The sequence below is a fragment of the Bacillus pacificus genome (genome assembly GCF_020861345.1).
Classification (GTDB): Bacteria; Bacillota; Bacilli; order Bacillales; family Bacillaceae_G; genus Bacillus_A; species Bacillus_A pacificus.
Map to the genome: position 1 here is coordinate 2,814,119 of NZ_CP086328.1, position 21,481 is coordinate 2,835,599.

General features: G+C 33.3%; 18 protein-coding genes, 3 pseudogenes and 2 other annotated features (1 of these 23 only partly in view). Of the genes and pseudogenes, 7 read left to right on the top strand and 14 right to left on the bottom strand.

Going from position 1 to position 21,481, the window contains the following annotated elements; translation table 11 throughout:
• Positions 1-23 precede the first annotated feature (23 nt).
• Entirely contained in the window at positions 24-2,255 is a 2,232-nt protein-coding gene (locus LMD38_RS14800; RefSeq protein ID WP_062822459.1) for an MMPL family transporter, read from the bottom strand.
• A gap of 116 nt (positions 2,256-2,371) precedes the next feature.
• On the opposite strand from LMD38_RS14800, the gene LMD38_RS14805 reads away from it, so the two are divergent.
• A complete protein-coding gene (locus tag LMD38_RS14805) occupies positions 2,372-2,995 on the top strand; it encodes a TetR/AcrR family transcriptional regulator (protein WP_080444053.1) in 624 nt (207 codons plus the stop codon).
• Positions 2,996-3,182: 187 nt separating this feature from the next.
• Here LMD38_RS14805 and LMD38_RS14810 read toward each other — a convergent pair.
• Positions 3,183-3,575, bottom strand: a pseudogene (locus tag LMD38_RS14810) (GNAT family N-acetyltransferase).
• A gap of 662 nt (positions 3,576-4,237) precedes the next feature.
• Between LMD38_RS14810 and LMD38_RS14815 the strand changes: the two are divergent.
• The 3 genes from LMD38_RS14815 to LMD38_RS14825 all read left to right on the top strand — a co-directional run bounded on the left by LMD38_RS14815 (position 4,238) and on the right by LMD38_RS14825 (position 6,293).
• Positions 4,238-4,678, top strand: coding sequence for a MarR family winged helix-turn-helix transcriptional regulator (locus LMD38_RS14815; RefSeq protein ID WP_062822460.1), 441 nt, complete (start codon positions 4,238-4,240; stop codon positions 4,676-4,678).
• Between the two features lie 33 nt (positions 4,679-4,711).
• Positions 4,712-5,533 carry a class I SAM-dependent methyltransferase gene (locus tag LMD38_RS14820; RefSeq protein WP_061182508.1) on the top strand — a complete coding sequence of 274 codons (822 nt, stop codon included), beginning with the start codon at positions 4,712-4,714 and terminating at the stop codon, positions 5,531-5,533.
• Positions 5,534-5,936: 403 nt separating this feature from the next.
• Positions 5,937-6,293 (top strand): PH domain-containing protein, encoded by a 357-nt coding sequence (locus LMD38_RS14825; RefSeq protein WP_000646616.1) that lies wholly within the window; start codon positions 5,937-5,939, stop codon positions 6,291-6,293.
• 158 nt (positions 6,294-6,451) lie between these two features.
• Here LMD38_RS14825 and LMD38_RS14830 read toward each other — a convergent pair whose 3' ends face one another.
• Entirely contained in the window at positions 6,452-6,937 is a 486-nt protein-coding gene (locus LMD38_RS14830) for a DUF2798 domain-containing protein (RefSeq protein WP_001143418.1), read from the bottom strand.
• Positions 6,938-7,140: 203 nt separating this feature from the next.
• On the opposite strand from LMD38_RS14830, the gene LMD38_RS14835 reads away from it, so the two are divergent.
• On the top strand, positions 7,141-7,731 hold the full coding sequence (locus tag LMD38_RS14835) for a DUF2441 domain-containing protein (RefSeq protein WP_001005237.1): 591 nt from the start codon (positions 7,141-7,143) through the stop codon (positions 7,729-7,731).
• Positions 7,732-7,817: 86 nt separating this feature from the next.
• On the opposite strand, the gene LMD38_RS14840 is transcribed toward LMD38_RS14835, so the two are convergent.
• The 4 genes from LMD38_RS14840 to LMD38_RS14855 form a co-directional block, all read right to left on the bottom strand.
• Entirely contained in the window at positions 7,818-8,684 is an 867-nt protein-coding gene (locus tag LMD38_RS14840; RefSeq protein WP_061182507.1) for an MBL fold metallo-hydrolase, read from the bottom strand.
• Between the two features lie 72 nt (positions 8,685-8,756).
• The gene (locus LMD38_RS14845; RefSeq protein WP_041184529.1) at positions 8,757-9,290 is read right to left on the bottom strand and encodes a DUF6843 domain-containing protein; all 534 of its coding nucleotides are present in this window, start codon (positions 9,288-9,290) and stop codon (positions 8,757-8,759) included.
• A complete protein-coding gene (locus LMD38_RS14850) occupies positions 9,283-9,912 on the bottom strand; it encodes an immunity protein Imm33 domain-containing protein (protein ID WP_000119251.1) in 630 nt (209 codons plus the stop codon). The genes LMD38_RS14845 and LMD38_RS14850 overlap by 8 nt, the downstream gene beginning before the upstream one ends.
• A gap of 48 nt (positions 9,913-9,960) precedes the next feature.
• Positions 9,961-10,521, bottom strand: a complete 561-nt coding sequence (locus LMD38_RS14855) for a hypothetical protein (RefSeq protein WP_061182506.1) — start codon at positions 10,519-10,521, stop codon at positions 9,961-9,963.
• 155 nt (positions 10,522-10,676) lie between these two features.
• Here LMD38_RS14855 and LMD38_RS14860 point away from each other — a divergent pair, with 155 nt between their 5' ends.
• Both LMD38_RS14860 and LMD38_RS14865 read left to right on the top strand, forming a co-directional pair.
• A complete protein-coding gene (locus tag LMD38_RS14860; protein WP_061182505.1) occupies positions 10,677-11,414 on the top strand; it encodes a ZIP family metal transporter in 738 nt (245 codons plus the stop codon).
• 81 nt (positions 11,415-11,495) lie between these two features.
• Positions 11,496-13,196 carry a pyruvate oxidase gene (locus LMD38_RS14865; protein WP_000467237.1) on the top strand — a complete coding sequence of 567 codons (1,701 nt, stop codon included), beginning with the start codon at positions 11,496-11,498 and terminating at the stop codon, positions 13,194-13,196.
• A gap of 43 nt (positions 13,197-13,239) precedes the next feature.
• On the opposite strand, the pseudogene LMD38_RS28840 reads toward LMD38_RS14865, so the two are convergent.
• The 7 genes and pseudogenes from LMD38_RS28840 to thrS form a co-directional block, all read right to left on the bottom strand.
• Positions 13,240-13,332 (bottom strand): annotated as a pseudogene (locus tag LMD38_RS28840) (ABC transporter permease subunit); the annotation flags it as partial.
• A pseudogene (locus LMD38_RS14870) lies at positions 13,323-13,403 on the bottom strand (ABC transporter permease); the annotation flags it as partial. The pseudogenes LMD38_RS14870 and LMD38_RS28840, both read right to left, overlap by 10 nt.
• A gap of 53 nt (positions 13,404-13,456) precedes the next feature.
• Complete coding sequence (locus tag LMD38_RS14875; RefSeq protein WP_016717451.1) at positions 13,457-14,719, bottom strand: MFS transporter; 1,263 nt, start codon at positions 14,717-14,719, stop codon at positions 13,457-13,459.
• Between the two features lie 195 nt (positions 14,720-14,914).
• Positions 14,915-15,946, bottom strand: coding sequence for an alpha/beta hydrolase (locus LMD38_RS14880; RefSeq protein WP_016717450.1), 1,032 nt, complete (start codon positions 15,944-15,946; stop codon positions 14,915-14,917).
• Positions 15,947-16,157: 211 nt separating this feature from the next.
• On the bottom strand, positions 16,158-18,038 hold the full coding sequence (locus LMD38_RS14885; protein WP_061182863.1) for an FtsX-like permease family protein: 1,881 nt from the start codon (positions 18,036-18,038) through the stop codon (positions 16,158-16,160).
• 11 nt (positions 18,039-18,049) lie between these two features.
• The gene (locus LMD38_RS14890) at positions 18,050-18,817 is read right to left on the bottom strand and encodes an ABC transporter ATP-binding protein (RefSeq protein ID WP_000106418.1); all 768 of its coding nucleotides are present in this window, start codon (positions 18,815-18,817) and stop codon (positions 18,050-18,052) included.
• Positions 18,818-19,065: 248 nt separating this feature from the next.
• A complete protein-coding gene (gene thrS / locus LMD38_RS14895; protein WP_061182862.1) occupies positions 19,066-20,988 on the bottom strand; it encodes a threonine--tRNA ligase in 1,923 nt (640 codons plus the stop codon).
• A 44-nt stretch (positions 20,989-21,032) separates the two neighbouring features.
• Positions 21,033-21,256, bottom strand: a binding site (T-box leader).
• A gap of 37 nt (positions 21,257-21,293) precedes the next feature.
• Positions 21,294-21,481 (bottom strand) — a binding site (T-box leader); it runs 36 nt beyond the window's last position.

Consider the following 21,481-nt stretch of genomic DNA (forward strand, 5'->3'; position numbering starts at 1 on the left):
GAAAGTATCCTTGGCTCTTTCAACTACGCATCCACTTTTTGTATCTCTTCACTCTTCCTTGAAAGTTTTCCTGGCCAAAAAGCAGAGCGGCCTAAAACGACTGTGATTGCCGGTACAAGTAATGGTCTAACAATAAATGTATCTAATAATACACCAATTGCTGTTACGATACCAAATTGAACAAGCACTTGAATTGGAAGTGTTCCTAACACAGCAAAAGTTCCAGCTAAAATTAAACCTGCTGATGTAATGACACTACCTGTTTGTATAACGCCATTTTTTACTGCATCCAAATGATTTTGTGTCTTTCTGTTTTTCCATATTTCTGAAACCATAAAGATATTATAATCTTCACCTAAAGCAACTAAAAATACGAATGCGTATAACGGTATCGCACCTTGAATGGCCGGCGCTCCCATACCATAATGAAGTAATAGCCACCCTGCTCCTAATGCAGAGAAAAATGATAATACAACAGTTACAATTAAATAAATCATTGCAACAATTGATCGTAAGTAAACAAGTAATAATAAAGCTATAATACTAATCATTACTGGAATAATAACTGCTTCATCACGTTCCGTAATTTGCTTAGTATCATATAATGAAGCTGTTTCTCCGCCAATCCATAGTTGATCTTCTGCATTACTAATCCCAGCATCTTTTAATACTTTTTCTACACTGTTTTTCAATTTAGGGATTTGATCTAACGCTTCAATGGAGTATGGATTTTCAGCTAAAGAAACCTCATACATTTGTATTTGCTTATTTTCTTTCCCCTCTTTTGGATCTTTCACTGTTTTTACGAAAGAAAACTTCTCGAGTTCTTGTTTAATAGGAAGATCTTTTCCTTTCGTATCAACAACAACTTTTACTGGCGCTAGTTCACCAGCTGAAAAATGATCACTAATTAACGTAAATCCTTCGCGTGAAGGCATATCCTTTGGAAACGATTCTAATAGGTCATATGTGTATTGAATACGTGGTACAAATGAAGCCAATCCACCTAATACAAATACAGTGAGCATAATTATTGTCCACGGTCTTCGTACTACTACATCTCCAAGTTTTTTACTAAAGGCGCCTTTTGATTTTTTTACTTTTACTACTTTCTTTTTCCTTCTTGCTAATTCCTCATCCATCGAAGTTGTTCTCGGTATAAATGGGAAGAATGCAGCTCTACCGAAAATTAATAATAACGCTGGTAAAATTGTTAAAGCAGCGATTCCCATAATGAATACAGCAACACTAAATGGTACTGCAAATCGATGAAAGGCACCATACTGAGCAAGTAATAATGTTCCTAATCCAAGTACAACAGTTAACGCACTCATTATTATTGCCCCGCCAGAAGCTTTAATTGCAAGTTGCAATGCCTTATATTTACTTTCTTCTTCTAGCAAGTATTCTCGATATCTCGAAATTAAAAATAGACAATAATCCGTCCCAGCACCAAACAATAACACTGTCATGATTGATATCGCTTGGGCATCGACTTTAATCCATCCGTGATCAGCTAAAAAACCGAGTGTAGGACTAATAATACCGTATGCAAAGCCAACAACAAGTAAAGGTAAAATTGCTAAAATTGGTGAACGGTATAGCAAAATTAATAGGACTAATACGAGTAATACAGTAGCAACTAATAATTTTACATCTGCTTGACTAAATAAACTAACTGCATCTGTTTGAATACCTACTGGTCCAGATAATCGAACATGTAATCCAGAATCACTTATTTTTTGTTTAAATGGATCTTCATCGACCCTACTATTCACTAGCTTTCTTAAATCTTCAAGATTTCCTTTTAATATATCTGTTCCAGCCGACTTGTTGAAGAATACTGGTGTAACAAATGATGTACCATCTTTTGATGCACTTTTTGATAATACTTGTTCCGGGATTGTATCAAATGGTGGTAATGTTGATTGCTCCTTTAAAGGACTAGCTTTTAACTCTTTATAAACGTCTTGTATGAGTTTATAATCCTGCGACTGTAATCCACCATCCCTATACCATACTACTAACAAAGGATTCCCCGCATTATTCGGAAACTCTTTTTTCAAAAGTGCTTCCGCTTGCTGCGACATAGCTGTTTCGGGTAAATTTTTCGGGTTCGGTTCTTTCGTACTATTTACTTGTGGTAACGTAAATGAAAGTAATAATGTAATAAGAATCCATACCGATAAAGTGATCCATTGCGTATTTTTCCCTGCTACAAGCCTCCCTAACATATGTAACGGGTGCTTTTTCATAAAAAACCCACCTTCCTTTTTTCCTCCACTATTAATTATATATACTGGTTGGTTAATTAATCAAGAATGAATAAAAATTATGTTATAATTATCTCAATCATACATGTCAGGAGCGAATAGATTTGGAACAAAAACAACGTCCTCTCGGAAGGCCTCGTCAAAATAAAAATACAAAATCTACAAAAGAAACCATTTTAGAAGTGGCAACTCGGTTATTTCTTACTCAAAATTATCAAGTCGTTTCCATGGATGAAGTCGCAAAAGTTTGTGGTGTTACGAAAGCAACCGTCTACTATTACTATTCAACAAAAGCAGATTTATTTACCGCTACCATGATTCAAATGATGGTACGTATACGCGAGAATATGTCTCAAATCCTTTCTACAAATAAGACTTTAAAAGAAAGATTATTGGACTTCGCTAAAGTATACTTACACGCAACGATGGATATTGATATGAAGAATTTTATGAAAGATGCAAAACTATCTTTATCTGAAGAACAATTAAAACAATTAAAACATGCTGAAGACAACATGTATGAAGTATTAGAAAAAGCACTCGATAATGCAATGCAACTTGGAGAAATACCGAAAAGAAATGCTAAATTCACTGCTCATGCATTCGTATCTTTATTATCAATTGGAAATTTTAAAGATGAAAATGACAATCCTATTATTGTAAATATAGATGAATTAGCAGAAGAAATCGTTTCGTTTTATTGGAACGGTCTAGTTCACTAATATTAAACTGCTTTCCTTTAATAAAAGGGCATGTTTGAATTTTTTCAAACATGCTTTTTTATCATTTAAGTGTTTTATTTATATGTCAACAATTAGACTACACCTTAGCATCTATTATCAAACAAATATTATCTTCAACTTTTACAAATTTTTAAGTTGAATCTTTATATTCTCCTTTCTAATACCGCTATCGTTTAATATGTTTTGTCATCCCAATCGAGAATGCCTCAAATCCTATAGATTCATAGTAAGATTGTAACGATTCTACACAGATAAGTTGAGGAATAACTTTTCTTTGTTCACACCGCTGGATTAACCGCCCTACCATTTTAGATTGATACTCTGGCAACACGCAAACACCACAAATAACGCCTGTTATTACACCATCTGATATAATACGCCCCATTCCTACTAACTTTTTATCATCAAATACATAAATTGCATACCAACTTTGTTTACACATTTGTTCTAATTCATTCACTGTTAATTTAAGAGAATTTCATCCTAAAGATTCATATAAAGCTAATAATTCAGTAAAATTTGTAGGATGTTCACTTGTATAGTGTATACTATTTTTCATGTAAACACTCCCTTATTCTATATTTTGTTAATATTCAGTAAAATTCCTCTTATGAAAATTGCGATTGGCGTGAAAATAACTAGAACAAACTTCAATAAGAAAGATAGAATTCCTTCTCAACATATAGTGAAACTTTAATCAACCCTCAACAATCGGACTTTTACGGGCAGCCCCACCCCCACCTAACTTCTTTGCTTTCGCTAAATTTTGAGGGGGGTCTTACTGCCCATTAAAGCGTGATAAAATAAAAAGAAGTTATCTCACTAGAGATAACTTCTTTTATATAAGACTCTCATTATATTATTAACCAAAAATTATACAACTGCATACGATTAGCACAAACAAAACCAATAAACCATTTGAGAAATAACCCATTGAATACTACCCCTTTATTAAATTATGTAAAAGATTTTATCATAAAATGATTTACAACATAATAACTGAAAAAGACATTGGATTCATTAGTTATATGTATTTAGTAATATTTTGTTTCCGTTCATATTCTCCTCCCCTAAAAGCATCCCTTATGCTCTTTTATTTTAATTCATTTAGTTTCAAAAATAAAAATAGTAAAAAATAATTTACTATTTTTAATTAAAACATTTGATTAGCAATAAAAATAGTAATAAAATATTTACTAAACGCATAAAGGAAGTGAAACAATGACCCAAAATGAATTATTAAATGAATACATGAATTTATTATTAAATATGTCGGGTACTTTCAAATTACTATCGGAGAAATCCTCTGAATTTACACATTTAGAGCAACACGTAGTAGAGTATATCGCCCAGCAAAAGGTGCCTGTAAATTTAAAAATGATTGCTAGTTATTTAAACATACCTAAACAGCAATTAAGTGTAACAGTACGTAACTTAGAACAAAACGGGTACATTGTAAAAAAGCAAGATTCGGTAGACAAAAGAGCCATATTAATTTCTCTGACAGAAAAAGCTAAAAAAGTACATTATGAGAGATGGAAACAAATATATAATAATTTCACTCACAATCTTGAAAAACTAAGTGAAGAAGATCAGCGGGATTTAACTTACGGACTATATAAAACAAATATGCTGCTATCAAAAATGTTAAATAACGACTAAATATATTGTTTATTATTAAACGGAGGATGTTTTATGATTAAAAAATTAAATTTACAATCAGTACAAGGTACGATGCTTATTCCCTTATGGGGACGGGCATACGGTAGTGAGAAAAATAAGAATATTTTAGATGATACAGAAGCAATTCGAATTATTAAAGAATTTGATTTTGACTTTTCAACAATAGAAAATACATTTGGCGAATACGGATGTATTACTTACATTACCCGTGCACGAAAAATTGACGATACGATAAAACAATTCATAACAAAACACCCTAATGCTACTATAGTAAATATCGGTTCCGGACTAGACACTACTTTTTCTAGAATTGATAATGGAACGATACATTGGTATAATCTAGATTTGCCCGATGCCATTTCCTTTCGCAAAACTTTAATTGAAGATACATCGAGGAATACTAGTATAGCTAAATCATTTTTTGATACTTCTTGGTTTGACGATATAAAATATGATCCAAATGACGGTATTCTGTTCATATCAGCAGGCGTGTTTTATTACTTTAAAGAAGAAGATTTAAAAAAGATTGTAGTTGCTATGTCAAAACGTTTTCCTGGAGGCGAGTTATACTTTGACGCTGAATCAAAATTTGCCCTAAATCTTTCAAATGCTACAGTAAAAAAATCTGGTAATAATGGCGCTCTAATGTATTTTTATATAAATAATCCAAAGACATTAGAAAAATGGTCTCCAAACATAAAAGTATTAAGCTGCTCCCCTTTCTTTAAAAATATACCTACAAATAAAGGTTGGGATGGAAGTACGCGTATAATGATACAAATTGTAAACTTAATAAAGATGTTGAAGTTTGTTCATTTGCGGTTTGAGAAGTAACATATTAATACCTTATATAGTCAACTCCCCCACTTAGTATCTCTTAACGAGCTTAATAGAGTGGGGGCTTTTCTCAGTTCAAAGTTCCTTATAACTACCAACGAATTTGTCATAGAAAGGCTCAGCTAATTTTATTTGTAACATGTTCCGCAAACTTCATCGCTTCTAACTAAAATATCTTTGCATTATGGTACACACACATACACCACTACCCCTTACTTTTTATTGTACAAAAACTAGAAGGCTTCCCTCTCTTTTCATTCCTTACATAAAAATCAGCACTACATATTTCCATTCTAAAGGGATTTTTTGATTATAGGATGTGAAATCAAAAAAGATTAATATATGATAAAATAGATATGAAAACTTTACACTTTACTTTCAACAATAAGGAGGCCTGATCATGAAGGCGAATCTAGGAACAATAAAAGAACACTTAAACAGTGAGGAAGATATTCTTTCTACTCTCTACTGCGTAATACATTTTGGTTATATGAGCAGATCTGGTATTTTAGCTGCTACAAATAAAAAATTATTGTTCTGCTCTGATGCCATGTTTGGAAAAGGGCTAAAATGGGAATTCGAATACACTGAAATAGAAGATTTCAGTCATACGGATGGAGTTGTATTAGAGATGTCTGCGATCCCCTTTATCAAAAAAATAACTATGAACCATGGAGATGATTTTATTGTATTTGACAATTTTTCAAGCCCTCAAAACGTACAATCCTTTTTTGATTTGGTTCAATCCAAACAATAATCCTATCAATGCACATATTCTTATATATATATTATATTCCTTGGCACGGTATAGCTTATAGAAACGTAAAAAGAAGGTTGCATTTGCAACCCTCTTTTTGCATGCCACAGAGTATATTAATATTATTAAATTTTTATAATCGAATAACAGGAATCATTTTACACTACTTTTACAACTTTATTCTTTAAAACAAACTTTGCAAATAAGAAACGCACAAGTGGCCCCATAATAATTAATTGCAACGGATACGCCATCATAAAGTTTTTAATAAAAATTGAGAAATACATTGAAACGAATGAGTCACCATGTAGCCCATTATGTAAATACATCATAGCCATACCGAAAAATGACATAAAGAACACCATTCCAATTACCATTGCTGTCGCCATTGCAATAATAATATTTATTTTCTTCGATTTATCAAACGGTAACATGAATACAATTTTTTTCGCACAAGGTCCAACGATACACATTTCAATTAATAGTGCAATAATGAATCCGATTAATAGTTCTAATGCGATCTCCTTAATATGAATTGGCCCTCCTGATCCATTCATTAGTAAATTGTAAAACGTCATTACGATAACCATCCCAAGGCACATCATCATACCAAATTGGAGGTTTTCCTTTCTTGTTGTTGGCAAAATTCATCATCCTTTCTCTTTGAGTCTTTGTCATTATATCGATATTGGAAACCCCTTCGTAAGTGAACATTTTGTGAACAAATTTAAAACGCTTTCACATTTTCCCTTTACTTTCATCCCAAATTCTCAATTTTACTTATAAAGGTTTTATATATTTCAATGTTGAATTACTACATTGAAACATTACTACTAGGAGGAGAACCATGAATGAACAAGGATTTTTCGTATATCATATCGTAACAAGGAAGAAAATGAAGATCGGACAGATCATTCAATTTAATAAAAATCAAACAAATACCCTATTCCACTTCTTTTTTGAAAGAGAACATTTAAATTCTAGTGGTAAAGATTCTATGCAAATTTTAAAAGAGCATTATACAAATGAAGAATTACATATAAAGAATGAAAATGCTACAGTAGTTATGAATTACATGGATCAAACAATTAGAGCCATTAGAGAAACGATTGTGGAAATGATTAGACTGCAAGAATATCCTAATTATCCGTCAAGATTGTCTTGTTTATATGCTGCTAAAAGCTATGAAGATGCTTTAAAATGGAAAGCATTATTTGATTCTTACAATCGAGAAGTTTTGCAGATTGTTAAACTACGAGTAATCGGAAATTCTTTTGAAGGTGACGGGAATCTTTTACCGAAAGAAGATGCTATTCCTTTTTCTCAAAAAATGGAACAAGCTAGAGAATATTGGAAAGGAAATGTGAATAACGAACTCCCTGAGCTACTCATTAATGGCGAAATTGAAGTAGTCGAGATTATTGATGACTTTTCATAACTTCAAATTTAATTTCAAAAAGAGTATTGCACTTACTCTCAATACTCTTTTTGTGTAATTTAATGCTATTTGATTAGATTTGTATTTTACAGATTATTCATTTCATAACCATTTACAAAAAACGTTATTGTTTCTAATTCATCTTCATTTAATTCTCTATCTATGTCTCGTTTATACGCTTCCTTTATCTTCTCTTCATCGCCTTTATGTATTTCAGTATAAGTTCCTACTGTTTTTAGTAAACGCATTTCTTGTAAAAACTCCTCCCGATTTATAGCTGTCCCATGAGAAAGGATATAGGTTTCAGCATCAAATTTTTCTAATTCATCTATTAATGCAAACGTTCTTTTCGTCGTATAGTTCCACTTTGAAGAAAAGATATCTGCATATATACAGTCTCCTAAAAATAATATCTTTTCTTCTTTCACGTAAATAACAACTGAATCATGTGCATGATCTCCGCCCACATGTTTTAACACACATGTCACCCCACCAAGGTCTAATTCAATTTGATCCTGGAACGTTAAGGTTGGAAGAATAATTTTAATATTTCTCGCTTTTTCTTCAAACTCTTTTTTAATGCAATCCGCACAAAATACAATTTCAGTACCCTCTTTCACGCGTGCATCCAACGCTTCATCTGTCCATTCATAAGATACTATTGACTGCATTTCTTTTTTCGTTTCAGCGTGCGAAATAGTTAATGCATTCTGTAATACAGATAATCCAAAAATATGATCCCAATGCCAATGCGTTAGTGCTACAAAATCAGGATTCGATACATTTTTTTCTTTTAACATTTCTAAAAATAATTGTGCATGTTCCTCTGAATTCCCTCCATCGATCATTAAAGTTTTTTCTTTTCCAACGACCATTCCTAATATAGGTCTATCTGTTTCAGAAACTGGTGTCATATACCAAAATGAGTTTCCTATTTTTTTAATTTGTTGCATTACAAAACCCTCCATTTACTACTACTCTCTTCAATTTCCACCACTTTAAATTTCTGCAATCTAACATAATAACTATTTCACTTTATTCATATACTGTTCTTGTACATGCTGCATTAAATCTCTCATCTTCTTTTCAGCAGGATGTTCTTGATTCTCTGGTACCTCTCTGCCATTTGCTGAAAATTTTTGAGAACATGCTGTACGAGTTACTTCTAAGTTTGCAACTGGAAATTCCCACGAATTTTCGCTTCTACTTCCAGTTGAAGCAAAGTGTATACAGCTCGAATCAATTTTTGTACGCTGACCTTCTTTATTTACTGTGTAATATAAATCGTTTACCGTGCCATATTTCATATTTTTTGTAGATGTCAAAGCAGTCCCGTCGGCTGCAAAAGTGACAATACTAAACTCCTCTTCCTTCGGTAACAACTTAGCACCAGGTACGTTGTACACAACAATCAAATCCCCTTCGTACTCTTCAGGAATTAAGTATATAGTATCTGTAGTTTCTTTACCAAAACTAATACATCCGCTTAATAAAAACATAAATACGATTCCGAAACAAAATATACTTTTCTTTAAAACATAGTAAATTTTTCTATCCATTTAAATATGCATCCCAATCGTAGTCTTCAATTTTATAGAATCTACCTTCATCATTTCTTTCATATGCACATAATGGTGGTTCCTCAAGAAATTTCAAAATAGTATCATCTATATTCAATATGACTCCAATTGAAATAATTTGAAAGTTTTTAGGATCATTCACATAGTCATCACTTTCATAGCCACTTAAAATTGACCAACCAGAGTCGCCTTCTTCTCTCGAATCCTCCTTAAGCATAAAGTTAAATTCTCTTCTTTCAAGTACATCATTACTAACAATTACCTTCGTATCAAAATAAAAATCCCAATCTTTTGAAGATGGGTCGTTATATTCCGTATCACATATATTTTCAATTCCAAATGAAATTTTATCACCTATTTTTAAATCTAAGCGATATGGTTCATTGCTCAGTTCCCCTACAAACTTCTTCTCATTTCTTTCAATGATTTCAACCCACATTCTTTCACCATTAAATCCATCTTCTTCCTCATTTTTAGATACAAAAATTAGCTTTACCAAATCTCCAATCTTTAATTTCTCCAACACTTCTGAGCTAGGAAGATAGAATGTATAGGGCGCTTCTTTATTTATTTCATAAACATTATCTAAGTACCAAGACATCTTTTTCTCTCCTTAAAGGCTTTTTACACTCATACTTTTAAAATAATACTATTTTTTCTTCCGGCAAACTACTACCATAGAATAGCAATCTTCCCCTAACTCATTGCCTTCCCAATCATTATATATATGTAATAATTCAAAACCATTCGCTACTAATAATCTTTCTAACTCCTGCGGGTACGTATAGCGAAGATCTATCGTTGTTTTCAGTTCTTCTACTAGTACATCGTCCTCATAAAACCTTCTTGTTGTTATGTAATGCTGTATTTGCTGAATTGAATCGTATATCATTTCAGTATATAAATCACATTTTCTTCCCTTTTCATCACTAATAGTTGTCCAATATTCTTCTGCAGATGGCTGTATTAATTCTTCTTTTGAAGGGAAACGTGTATCGAATATGAATATACCATTCTCAGCTAATACGTGATGAATAGATGTTAATAACTGATCTTGATCTGTATTCGTAAGGAAATGCTGGAATCCATTCATTTGTATATGTAGTTTTTGTGCCCATGATAGTAAAAACGGAAAATCTGATAAACTTTTATTTTCTATATCATATCGTTTTGGATTTTCATATTCCGATAGACTCCACTTTGTTTGCAAAATTTACTCCCCATTTCATATTTCCACTTAAATTTAATATATAAATTATAACGAATTATTAGTTTTTTCTCTATAATCAAACATAATTACTTGGACTAATCTAACTTTCCTTTTCGTAAGCTAAAAATAAGGTGGAAGAATCGGAGTGTGATAATATGGAACGATTATGGATTCCTATGATAGTTACATTTTTTTCATTTGGTGGCTTATTATTAGGCGGTGCTGTTGGCATTGCTACGCGCCAGCTAATTGAAGAAAAAATGCATCGTTTATATGCATTATGTGGTGGAATTTTGCTTGGTCTTTTATCCCTTGAAATTATTCCTGAAACATTTGCAAGCTATGAAATAATTGGGCCTATACTTGGTATAGCTATTGGTATTTTAGTTATGAGCTTATTAGATAACTATTGTCACCATCCAACCATACATAAAAAAGATCAACAAGCATGGCAAACTTTCCTTTTTCTTTCTTTTGCTATATTTATTCATAATTTGCCGAGTGGCTTTGCTTTAGGTACTGCTTTTATTAATCATGCTGACTCTGCCATACCTTTTTTAATAGCGATCGTCGTTCACCATATTCCTGAAGGCTTAGCATTAATCATCCCCTTTCTCTTTACAAAACATAAATATATTTCATTTTTATTAACAACTTTATTACTTTCTCTTATTCTCGGTACCGGTACGGTTTTTGGTATTTTAATGGAAGGAAAAGCGCTTCATTTACAAGGACTCATTATGGGGAGTGCTATCGGTTCCCTTGGCTATGTTACAATTCATGAAATGCTTTGGAAGGCAAAGAAACAGCTTTCTTTCCTTACATTTTTAATGTGGGCAACTAGTGGATTTTTATTAATAACAGTATTTACACTATTTACTGGCCATCATTAAAGTTAAAAATATAATCATTTGTATATTTTTCCTGTTTCTCCAAAACATAATGTTATCTACCTACTATAAGGAGGAACAATTATGTTTGGGAAAACGGCCGGTGAAGCACTAGTTGATTTGTTAATTGACTGGGGAGTAGAACACATATACGGAATGCCTGGAGATTCTATCAACTCTATTATTGAAGCTTTAAGAAAAAAACAAGATAAAATCAAATTTATTCAAGTTCGCCACGAAGAGGCTGGCGCATTAGCAGCTGCTGCTTATGCGAAATTAACAGGGAAACTTGGTGTTTGTATGGCAATTGCAGGACCTGGAGCTATTCATTTATTAAATGGTTTATATGATGCGAAACTCGATAAGGCTCCTGTGCTAGCAATTTCAGGTCAAGTAGAAACTGATTTACTCGGAACGGATTTTTTCCAAGAAGTAAACTTGGAAAGAATGTTCGATGATGTCGCGGTTTATAATCAGCGCATTATGTCAGCAGAACAACTACCAGCTGTCGTGAATCAAGCAATTCGAATGGCTTATACGAAAAAAGGTGTATCTGTTCTTACGATTCCAGATGATGTTCCAAAATTTGAAGTAAAAAATGGTGCTCGTGTTACAAACACTTCTTTTACTTTACCTGAATTATTTCCGCAAAAAGAAGATTTAGATGCAGCGAAACTCGCAATAAATGAAGCGAAAAAGCCTGTGATTTTAGCTGGAAAAGGTACGAAACATGCGAGAGAATCTTTACTTGCATTGGCAGAACATATTGGTGCTCCAATCGTACTTACATTGCCAGCTAAAGGAATTATTCCTGATGAACACCCTCTTTGTATTGGTGGATTAGGATTAATTGGCACGAAACCTTCTTATGAAGCAATGAAACATGCAGATACTTTAATTATGGTTGGTACTTCCTATCCGTTCACTGGTTTCTTACCTGAAAAAGCAAAAACACTCCATATCGATACCGATCCAGCCCAAATCGGAAAACGGTATGTAACAGATATCGGCTTAGCTGGTGATGCTGATAAAACATTAAAATGGTTACTTGAAAATGTAGAAAAACATGAGGACCATTCCTTCTTAGAGCATCATCAAGAAATGATGAAAAAGTGGGAAGAAAAATTACACAATCAAGAAGACGATTCTTCTACTCCTATTAAGCCACAACGCGTTATGCATGCACTGCAACACGTAGCTCAAGATGACGCAATATTATCAGTCGATGTCGGAAATGTAACAGTATGGACAGCAAGGCACTTCCGTATGACAAATCAACAATTTATCATTTCTAGCTGGCTTGCAACTCTTGGCTGCGGTTTACCTGGTGCACTCGCTGGAAAAATTGCTTTCCCGGATAAACAAGTATTTGCGGTTTGTGGAGACGGTGGTTTTGGAATGACAATGAACGATTTCGTAACAGCTGTTAAATATAAACTACCAATCGTTGTCGTCGTTTTAAACAATAATAAAATCGCCATGATCAAATTCGAACAAGAAGTTATGGGGAATATCGAATTTGGTACAGACTTAACAAACCCTGATTTTGCAAAATACGCAGAGGCGTGCGGAGGTATTGGATACCGCGTTGAAAATTTAGATGAACTACTTCCTGCTTTCGAAAGTGCGGTAAAACAAAGTAGACCATGTATTATCGATGTAGTTGTAGATGCTAATGAAGCACCAATGCCAGCAAAAATCACATTTGGTCAAGCAGCTGGTTATACGAAGCATATGATAAAAGAATTATTTGAAGAAGGTAAGATTGATTTACCTCCACTATAAACAAAAAAGATAGCTGAAAACGATTTGTCTTCAGCTATCTTTTTTATTTTTGTATATCTCTATAGAAAGAAAAATCATTCACAGTAGATTGTACTTGTTTCTCTTCCTTTACTTCTTTATCCTTACTCCTAGGCAGATTATACATAAAATTGCAGCTACTAGTTGTAAACAAGTAATCCCACACCACTTAACCATTCTCATCAACATAACGATTTCCCCTTACCGTTCGATAGAATATTCAGAAACAAAAACTAAATATATCACATCTCTTCAGCTACAGCATGTACTCGCTTTTGCCCACTAGGTAGAATAGCTTGATATAAACATGTAACAAATAATAATAAACCAAATAAAATAATATACAATGTATCTGCACGAATCCATTTTGGGAATAACATTGCTATCGCACCGAGAGATAAAAGCTGGAATCCTGTCGTTAATGGACTAAGTAAGCTTTGTACACGCCCCATGAATGACTCTTCTACAATTTCATACATCCAGCCCATGATTGCAACATTAATAAACGGTAAAAAGAATGTCGCAAAAGCGATACATACGTAAAAAGACCATACGTGGTTTACAAAGTAACACATACCGAAAAAGACCCCTGAGCCCGCCATACCAAATACAATAATAGGTTTGGGTGCATATTTCTTACCTACACTTGTTGCTACTATACTTCCAATTAGTAATGAAATCCCTCCAACTGCACCGCCCACCATCGCTAAACTTTCATAAGTTGCTGGTGCCAATTTGTATTTTAATATGTAAGTAGTAGATACGCTTAAAATACCATTTAATAGTCCAAACACGATAAATCCTAAAAGTAATTTTTTTAAAGTTTCATTTCGATATATATACTTGATCCCTCCTTGAAACTCTGTTATTAACATCTTCAAATTAACTTCTTTCCATTTTGTTCTCCCATTTGGTAAACGAACTTTTTCTGGAATGGAGATCGTTTGAATTAAAATACCACTCATAATAAAAGTGAGCGTATTTACTAAAATGCTCCCGTAAATTCCAAAAGTCCAGTACACCATCGTTGCAATTCCTACACCAAACAAAGCATACAAACTATTTACCATTTGATTCACACCTGCTGCTGCACCGTATTGGTCTGATTCAACTACACCCTGTATCATCGACTGTTCTGATGGAGAGAAAAATTGTATACATGCATTTTCCAAAAATAAAAATATGAAGACAAGTATAATCATCCCGTAATAAAGCGAAATTAGAATTCCAATATTACAGAACGAACAGCATATGTTACTTACCGTACAAATACGCTGTCTATCAAAACGATCCACTACTGTCCCTACTAATAGAAAAAAGATTAATGCAGGTAATGCCATCATAATTTGTGTCATCGTTGCGTAAACTGGTTGTTTTCCATATTGATCTAGCAAATAAAACATTAAAGAAACTCCAGCAATCATAGAACCGAGTCGCTCTAAAATATTCGCTAGAAAAAAACGCGCATACACTTTGTTGCGAAATAACTGTAACATTTCTTTCATACTTCGTATCCTTTCTCTCGACAAAATAGTATTATTTTAGTCATTTCTCAGAAGTTATATTATATTTTCCGACTATTATCCAATCTTTTCCTTCTATATAGAGAACATTATAAAAAGACTCTTGTTTTTTTATAGAAGAGTCTTTTTTATTTAACTTCGCTTTTTTTAATTCTCTATAGTTCGGATACACTTTATTTATTTTACAAATGTATCGGACATCCACTCATAAAACTTTTCCTTCTCTTCAAATTGCGGATAATGCGCGGATTTTTCAAAAGTAATAAATTCTTTTTTCTCTGCTTCAATTGTATTAAAATATGTTTTTGCTGCATGAGATGAAGTGTTATAGTCATATTTCCCCATAAGGAAATAAAACGGTAGCTTCAGTTTCGTCACCTTAGTAGGCAATGGATTCTTTAAATCCTTTTCTAATAAGATTGTTTGAGATTTTGATAATCCAACGTTATAACGAATTACGTCAAACAAGTTATATTCATTACTGAGTAACATTCCGATGTTATCACCATCTGGGTTTTCAATGAGTCTTGATGTTCCACCATATTTCGCAACATAATTTCGCGGAGTGTATGTATCGCCATTTTTAATTTTTTCAGTCAATCCATTAAAATAGGAAACTTCATCTGTATTCCCAGCATTTTGTGCCTGTTCAATTACATAGTTTAAACTATCCATTTCACTTTCTACTGTATCACTCATCTGCCCTATCCCAACATACGCTTCGTATTTTTCAGGTGCTTTATTAGCAGCTTGCATTCCGATATATGTACCGTAAGAATGACCAATTAATATTACCTTTTCTTTTCCCATACGTTTTGAAATATATTCTGTCATAGCTAATAAATCCTCTACAAGAAGATCTGATGTAAGATTTGAATAGTCCTCAAAGAAATGATACGATTTCCCGCTTCCTCTTTGATCATAATTAACTACGGTGAATTTCTCTTCCAATAATTTTTGATACTTTTGAGCATATGGTATTTCTGAAGTACCTGGTCCACCATGTACAAAAATAATTACCGGATTGTTCTTATCTTTGCCGCGTATCATAATTTCATGACCACTTCCATTTATCTCTACTTGCTCTAATGTACTTATACTATTTTCCCTATTTATTTGCGAGGTCCATGTAGGAAATACTAGCGCTACCATTAGTGTTAGTGTAGTTATGACTCCAATAAATGTTATTAATTTTTTTATCTTCTTCATAAGACGCATCCTTTCTTATAAATTTGTAAAAATAACAATTTAATTCTATAAAACTACATTATTAATATCCTATACACTTCTTAACATTCCGCTATATAAACCCTTAATATTTTCTTAATTTTCAATACATTAATCGTAGAAAAACTTGATCACTGGTATTACAAATATAGAAAAAAAGCCCTTGTTTTCAAACAAGGACTCTTTTCATAAACTACTTAGCTACCTCTTCTTTCGGCATTACCATACCTTTATAAAGTTGAACAGTTATCCAGTAATAGATGAAATAAATGACTAAGAAAATCCCAATTGGCACCCACACTTTTACAAACGGGTCAACTAATATGAAGCTAAATAAGTTTAGCCCTACTAACACGTGGGAAATTCCAATAACCGCTGGGAAGATAAATAAATATGAAATTTCTTTATATATACTTTTTGTTAACATACTACGTCTCACACCAATTTTTCGTAACATTTCATAACGTCGTACGTCACGAGAAGCACCTGTTAATATTTTGAACATAAGGGAACTTGCCATCATTGCTAAAAATGCAATTCCGAGGAAAAATCCCATAAACATTGTTCCGCTCATGAAGCTGTTCATAAATTGATAAATTGTCATTTTCGTAAATAAGTCTACTTTTACACCTGTTGCTTTTTCAATTTGTTCTTTTTGTCTCTTATCTATATCAATCAACAACGGTTTATATTTTTTCATATCGTCTACTTTTGCTAATGTTACAGTGTGTTCTGTTCCTTGAATTCCTTTATAATGTGCTTCATCTGCAATTCTTACAGGTTTTCCGTTAAATTGATTATGTGTAATTTGTATTTCTCTTACAATTGCATCTTCCCAATCTCTCGGCATACGAGGAAATTTTGCTAATTCAGGAGACTCTAAAGCAGAATATACTGGTTCAGTTAAAGGTTCAGTCACACGTTTACGAACAGGCTCTTTTAAAGTTTTTGTATCAAAGTGGTCTGAAACAAGTGGTGGTTTCGCAGTTAAATCGTTACGTAAGTAATAAACCGCTTCTCCATCAACTTTATACTTGTACTGGCTTTCTTCAACAATTTCCATTTCTTTTAATGCAGCTGTATCTTGTTCATTTGGATCATGAATTACGACATCATATACACGTGAGAAGTCTGTCATAATACCTACATTTTTTTGGAATGCCATACCTGCAGTCATCGCACCTGCGCCCAATGCAATTAACATTGCTACAGTACCTAGTACTCTCGATAAGCTATTCACTCGGAAACGTAGCTGTGCATATGTAAAACTATTTAAGCCCGTTTCATTTCGTTTTTTATTCCCTTTAATTTTCATCACAAAAAATGGGAGCAATGAACTAAAGATAAAATATGTTCCAAGTGTTGTAACGATTGTTGCTATTATAAAACCGAGTTCAGCAAACGTTTTTATATTTATCATAAAATAGTATCCTGTACTTACTAGTAATACACCAAGTACAGTCATTATAATAATGCGAGTTTTACTTTTCTTCACTTCATCTAGTGTTTCATCTTCACGTATTAATTCTAGTTCTGTTTTTCGTAATAAACGGATACTATTCATTAAACCAGTAATAAAAAATAGTATTACGAAGAAAATAGCTGTAACTAAGATTGCTGGTGTATATACAGATGAATAACTACCTTTTGCTGAAATTTCCATACCATTCATTAAAAAATTTCCTGCTACACTTGCAAGTAACATCCCTACTAAAATTCCTATAATAATACTAACAATACCCATACCGAATGTTTCAATAAATAATAACTGTGCTACTTTTTTCTTTTTCGCTCCGAGCATCATGTACATACCGAGTTCTTTTCTTCTTAATGTGAGTAAGAAAGAATTGGCATATATAATATAAAATACAGTAATGAAAGATAATAGTATGGCACCTACCCAAAATACGAGTCTAATACTACTAATGAGACTATTATCTTTCGTAAATTCACTATTCATCGCCATCGTTTGGAACATGTAAAAAATACTAATGCTAATAACGAGACCGATAAGTAAAACCATATAATCTTTTAACATCTTTTTCATACTATGACGTGATAATTTGAATAACATAGTCTCGCCCCCTACTTAGACTCTGCAGCTGAGCCCATATGAGCAAGCACACCTAATATATCTTGATAGAAATCTTCTCGCGTTCCTTGACGCTTTAACTCTTTATATAGAAGACCATCTTGAATAAATAATATACGCTCACAATAACTTGCACTAAATGCATCGTGTGTTACCATCAAAATACTTACATTGTGATTTTCATGTAAATCTTGCATCGCTTCTAATAAGCTTTTTGCATTTTTACTATCAAGCGCTCCTGTCGGTTCATCTGCTAAAACGATTGCTGGATTATGTACTAAAGCTCGAGCTGCCGCTGTTCTTTGCTTTTGCCCACCAGAAACAGCAGTTGGATATTTTGTTAAAATTTCAGTAATTCCTAATTTCTTCGCCACCTCATTTACCTTTCCAGTAATCTCACTTGAAGGTACACCTTGCAGAGAAAGTGGTAAAGCAATATTTTCATAAATTGATAAGTTTTCTAGTAAGTTAAAATCTTGAAAGATGAACCCTAATTTTTGAGATCGAAAATCTGATAATGCATTCCCCTTCATAGAAGTAATATTTGTACCAGCTATTGTCACACTACCACCTGTCGCTTGATCCAATGTACTAATCACATTCAATAAAGTTGTTTTTCCAGATCCAGAAGGACCCATAATCCCGACAAATTCCCCTTCTTTAATATTTAATGACACACCCCTTAATGCTTTTGACTGATTCTCATTTCTTTTCCCATACGTTTTTTCTACACTTTCTACAGTAACTACATTTGTTGACATCTCTTTCACTCCATCCCTTTTGTATAAATTTAATTTCTCACACATTTCTTATCTTTTTCTCATGTAAATTCTTAATATTTTTTAATTATTCTAACTAAAAAGGTTATACAGATAACATGAACCTATTTCCTACTTCATATTCTCATCTTTCTACAACTCGTTCCTTCGATTTCGCTTACATTTACCTTACATTTTTGTAAGGTAAACAAGAAAACACACCAATTTTTAATGGTGTGTTTTCTTTACACTCAATATCCTCTATTCTTTATTTCCTCTTCAATACTTGAGACAAATACATCTAGCGCAACAACTTCTGACTTCTCTCCTCCATATTTACGTACATTCACAGCTCCGTTCTCCAGTTCCTTATCCCCAATAACAAGTACATAAGGAATTTTTTGCATTTGTGCTTCTCTAATTTTATATCCTAATTTTTCATCTCGTACATCTCGTTCGACACGAACACCAGCTTGTGCTAATTTATCCGCAACCTCATCTGCGTATTGTACATGGACTGCATTCGAAACTGGAATGACCTTCACTTGAACTGGCGCCACCCATGCCGGGAATGCACCTCCAAAGTGCTCAATTAATATTGCTAAGAAACGATCTAAAGATCCTAATACTGCCCTATGAATGACAACTGGTCTTTTCTTTTCATTCTTCTCATCTATATAATTTAAATCAAATTTCTCTGGCATTTGGAAATCAAGCTGGATTGTTCCGCACTGGTGACTTCTATTTAAAGCATCTTTAATATGGAAGTCAATTTTTGGTCCGTAAAATGCACCGTCACCTTCATTTAGTCTATATTTATAATTCAATGAATGTAATACATTTGCTAACGCCGATTCTGCTTGTTCCCACAACTTATCATCGCCCATTGAATCTTCTGGACGTGTAGAAAGCTCTACTTCATACTGGAATCCAAAAGTTTTATATACGTAATCAATTTGCGCCATTACGGATTTAATTTCATCTTCAATTTGTTCTGGAGTTACAAATAAATGAGCATCATCTTGGCAAAAAGTACGAACTCTTAATAGTCCATTTAATGCACCGCTAAATTCATGTCGATGCACTTGACCGAACTCACACATACGGATTGGCAATTCGCGATAAGAGTGTAATTTATTTTTGAACATTAACATATGACCAGGACAGTTCATTGGCTTTAATGCAAAGCTCTTATTATCTACTTCTGAGAAATACATGTTGTCCTTGTAATGTCCCCAGTGTCCTGATTTCTCCCACAACTCTTGGTTCATCATAAACGGAGTACGTACTTCTTGATACTTATACTCTTTTTGAATTTCTCTTAAAAATGCTTCTAACTCATTTCGGATAATTTGACCTTTCGGTAAATAAAACGGCATTCCCGGAGCCTCTTCAGAAAACATAAATAACTCAAGCTCACTACCTAATTTACGATGATTTCTTTTTGCTGCTTCTTCAACGAAATGTAAATACTCTTCTAATTCTTTTTGAGAAGCGAACGCAACACCATATATGCGCTGAAGCACTTGGTTATTACTATCACCTCGCCAATATGCACCGGAAACGTGAGTTAATTGAAATGCTTTCAAATAACCTGTAGATGGTAAATGTGGTCCTCTACATAAATCTACAAATTCACCTTGTTTATATAGTGTTACACTTTTCCCACTAGGAATTGCTTCTAAAAGTTCTAATTTCAAACGGTCATTCATTTCTTGAAACAGTTTAGCTGCTTCTTCTCGAGAAACCTCAACTCGTTCTATCTTTATATTTTCATTTATGATTTTTTTCATTTCTTTTTCGATTTTCCGTAAATCTTCTATGTTTACACTACTTGGAAGATCCATATCATAATAAAATCCATTTTCAATAACAGGCCCTACTCCAAGATTTATATCACCATACAATCTTTTTACAGCTTGCGCTAAAATATGTGCCGCGGAGTGTCTTGCAATTTCTACACCTTCATCTGAATCTATAGTAATGATTTCTACTTCCGCATTTTCTTCAATATTTCGGCGTAAATCATATAACCCATCATTTACTTTCCCCGCAACTGCTTTCTTTTTTAAACTATTGCTAATGGATCCCGCAATTTCTTCTAAAGTAATTCCTTTTACAAATTCTTTCACACTACCATCTGGAAATTTAATTTCAATCATTTGTTCTTTCATTTTTCATCTCTCCATTTCATAATAAAAAGCACACTCATCCCTAAAATAGGGACGAGCGTGCTTATACCCGTGGTTCCACCCAGATTCCCATCATAAAAAACATAATGGCTTCATTTACGGTAACGTCGTTTACACGGCACTAGATACTTCATTTCCCCAGTGCAGCTCTAAGGTGGTAAGTTATTTTTCTGCGTTAGGAAGTTCTCAGCTTTCCTTCCTTCTCTGTATAACCGGGGAAAATAACTCGTGTCCTTTTCTTCGCTTATTATGAAATTGAATGCAAAAAAGCATATTCATCCCTAAAAATTAGGGACGAATATGCTTATATTCGTGGTTCCACCCAGATTCCCATTACAAAAAACATAATGGCTTCTTTTGCGATAACGTCGCTTACACGGCACTAGATACTTCGTTTCCCCAGTGCAGCTCTAAGGTGGTAAGTTATTTTTCTGCGTTAGGAAGTTCTCAGCTTTCCTTCCTTCTCTGTATAACC

What these genes read in the sequence shown, in the direction of transcription:
- LMD38_RS14800 (WP_062822459.1), bottom strand. Translation starts at nt 2,255, where the DNA reads ATGAAAAAGCACCCGTTACATATGTTAGGGAGGCTTGTAGCAGGGAAA.
- LMD38_RS14815 (WP_062822460.1), top strand. Translation starts at nt 4,238, where the DNA reads ATGACCCAAAATGAATTATTAAATGAATACATGAATTTATTATTAAAT.
- LMD38_RS14820 (WP_061182508.1), top strand. Translation starts at nt 4,712, where the DNA reads ATGATTAAAAAATTAAATTTACAATCAGTACAAGGTACGATGCTTATT.
- LMD38_RS14825 (WP_000646616.1), top strand. Translation starts at nt 5,937, where the DNA reads ATGAAGGCGAATCTAGGAACAATAAAAGAACACTTAAACAGTGAGGAA.
- LMD38_RS14835 (WP_001005237.1), top strand. Translation starts at nt 7,141, where the DNA reads ATGAATGAACAAGGATTTTTCGTATATCATATCGTAACAAGGAAGAAA.
- LMD38_RS14840 (WP_061182507.1), bottom strand. Translation starts at nt 8,684, where the DNA reads ATGCAACAAATTAAAAAAATAGGAAACTCATTTTGGTATATGACACCA.
- LMD38_RS14845 (WP_041184529.1), bottom strand. Translation starts at nt 9,290, where the DNA reads ATGGATAGAAAAATTTACTATGTTTTAAAGAAAAGTATATTTTGTTTC.
- LMD38_RS14850 (WP_000119251.1), bottom strand. Translation starts at nt 9,912, where the DNA reads ATGTCTTGGTACTTAGATAATGTTTATGAAATAAATAAAGAAGCGCCC.
- LMD38_RS14860 (WP_061182505.1), top strand. Translation starts at nt 10,677, where the DNA reads ATGGAACGATTATGGATTCCTATGATAGTTACATTTTTTTCATTTGGT.
- LMD38_RS14865 (WP_000467237.1), top strand. Translation starts at nt 11,496, where the DNA reads ATGTTTGGGAAAACGGCCGGTGAAGCACTAGTTGATTTGTTAATTGAC.
- LMD38_RS14875 (WP_016717451.1), bottom strand. Translation starts at nt 14,719, where the DNA reads ATGAAAGAAATGTTACAGTTATTTCGCAACAAAGTGTATGCGCGTTTT.
- LMD38_RS14880 (WP_016717450.1), bottom strand. Translation starts at nt 15,946, where the DNA reads ATGAAGAAGATAAAAAAATTAATAACATTTATTGGAGTCATAACTACA.
- LMD38_RS14885 (WP_061182863.1), bottom strand. Translation starts at nt 18,038, where the DNA reads ATGTTATTCAAATTATCACGTCATAGTATGAAAAAGATGTTAAAAGAT.
- LMD38_RS14890 (WP_000106418.1), bottom strand. Translation starts at nt 18,817, where the DNA reads ATGTCAACAAATGTAGTTACTGTAGAAAGTGTAGAAAAAACGTATGGG.
- thrS (WP_061182862.1), bottom strand. Translation starts at nt 20,988, where the DNA reads ATGAAAGAACAAATGATTGAAATTAAATTTCCAGATGGTAGTGTGAAA.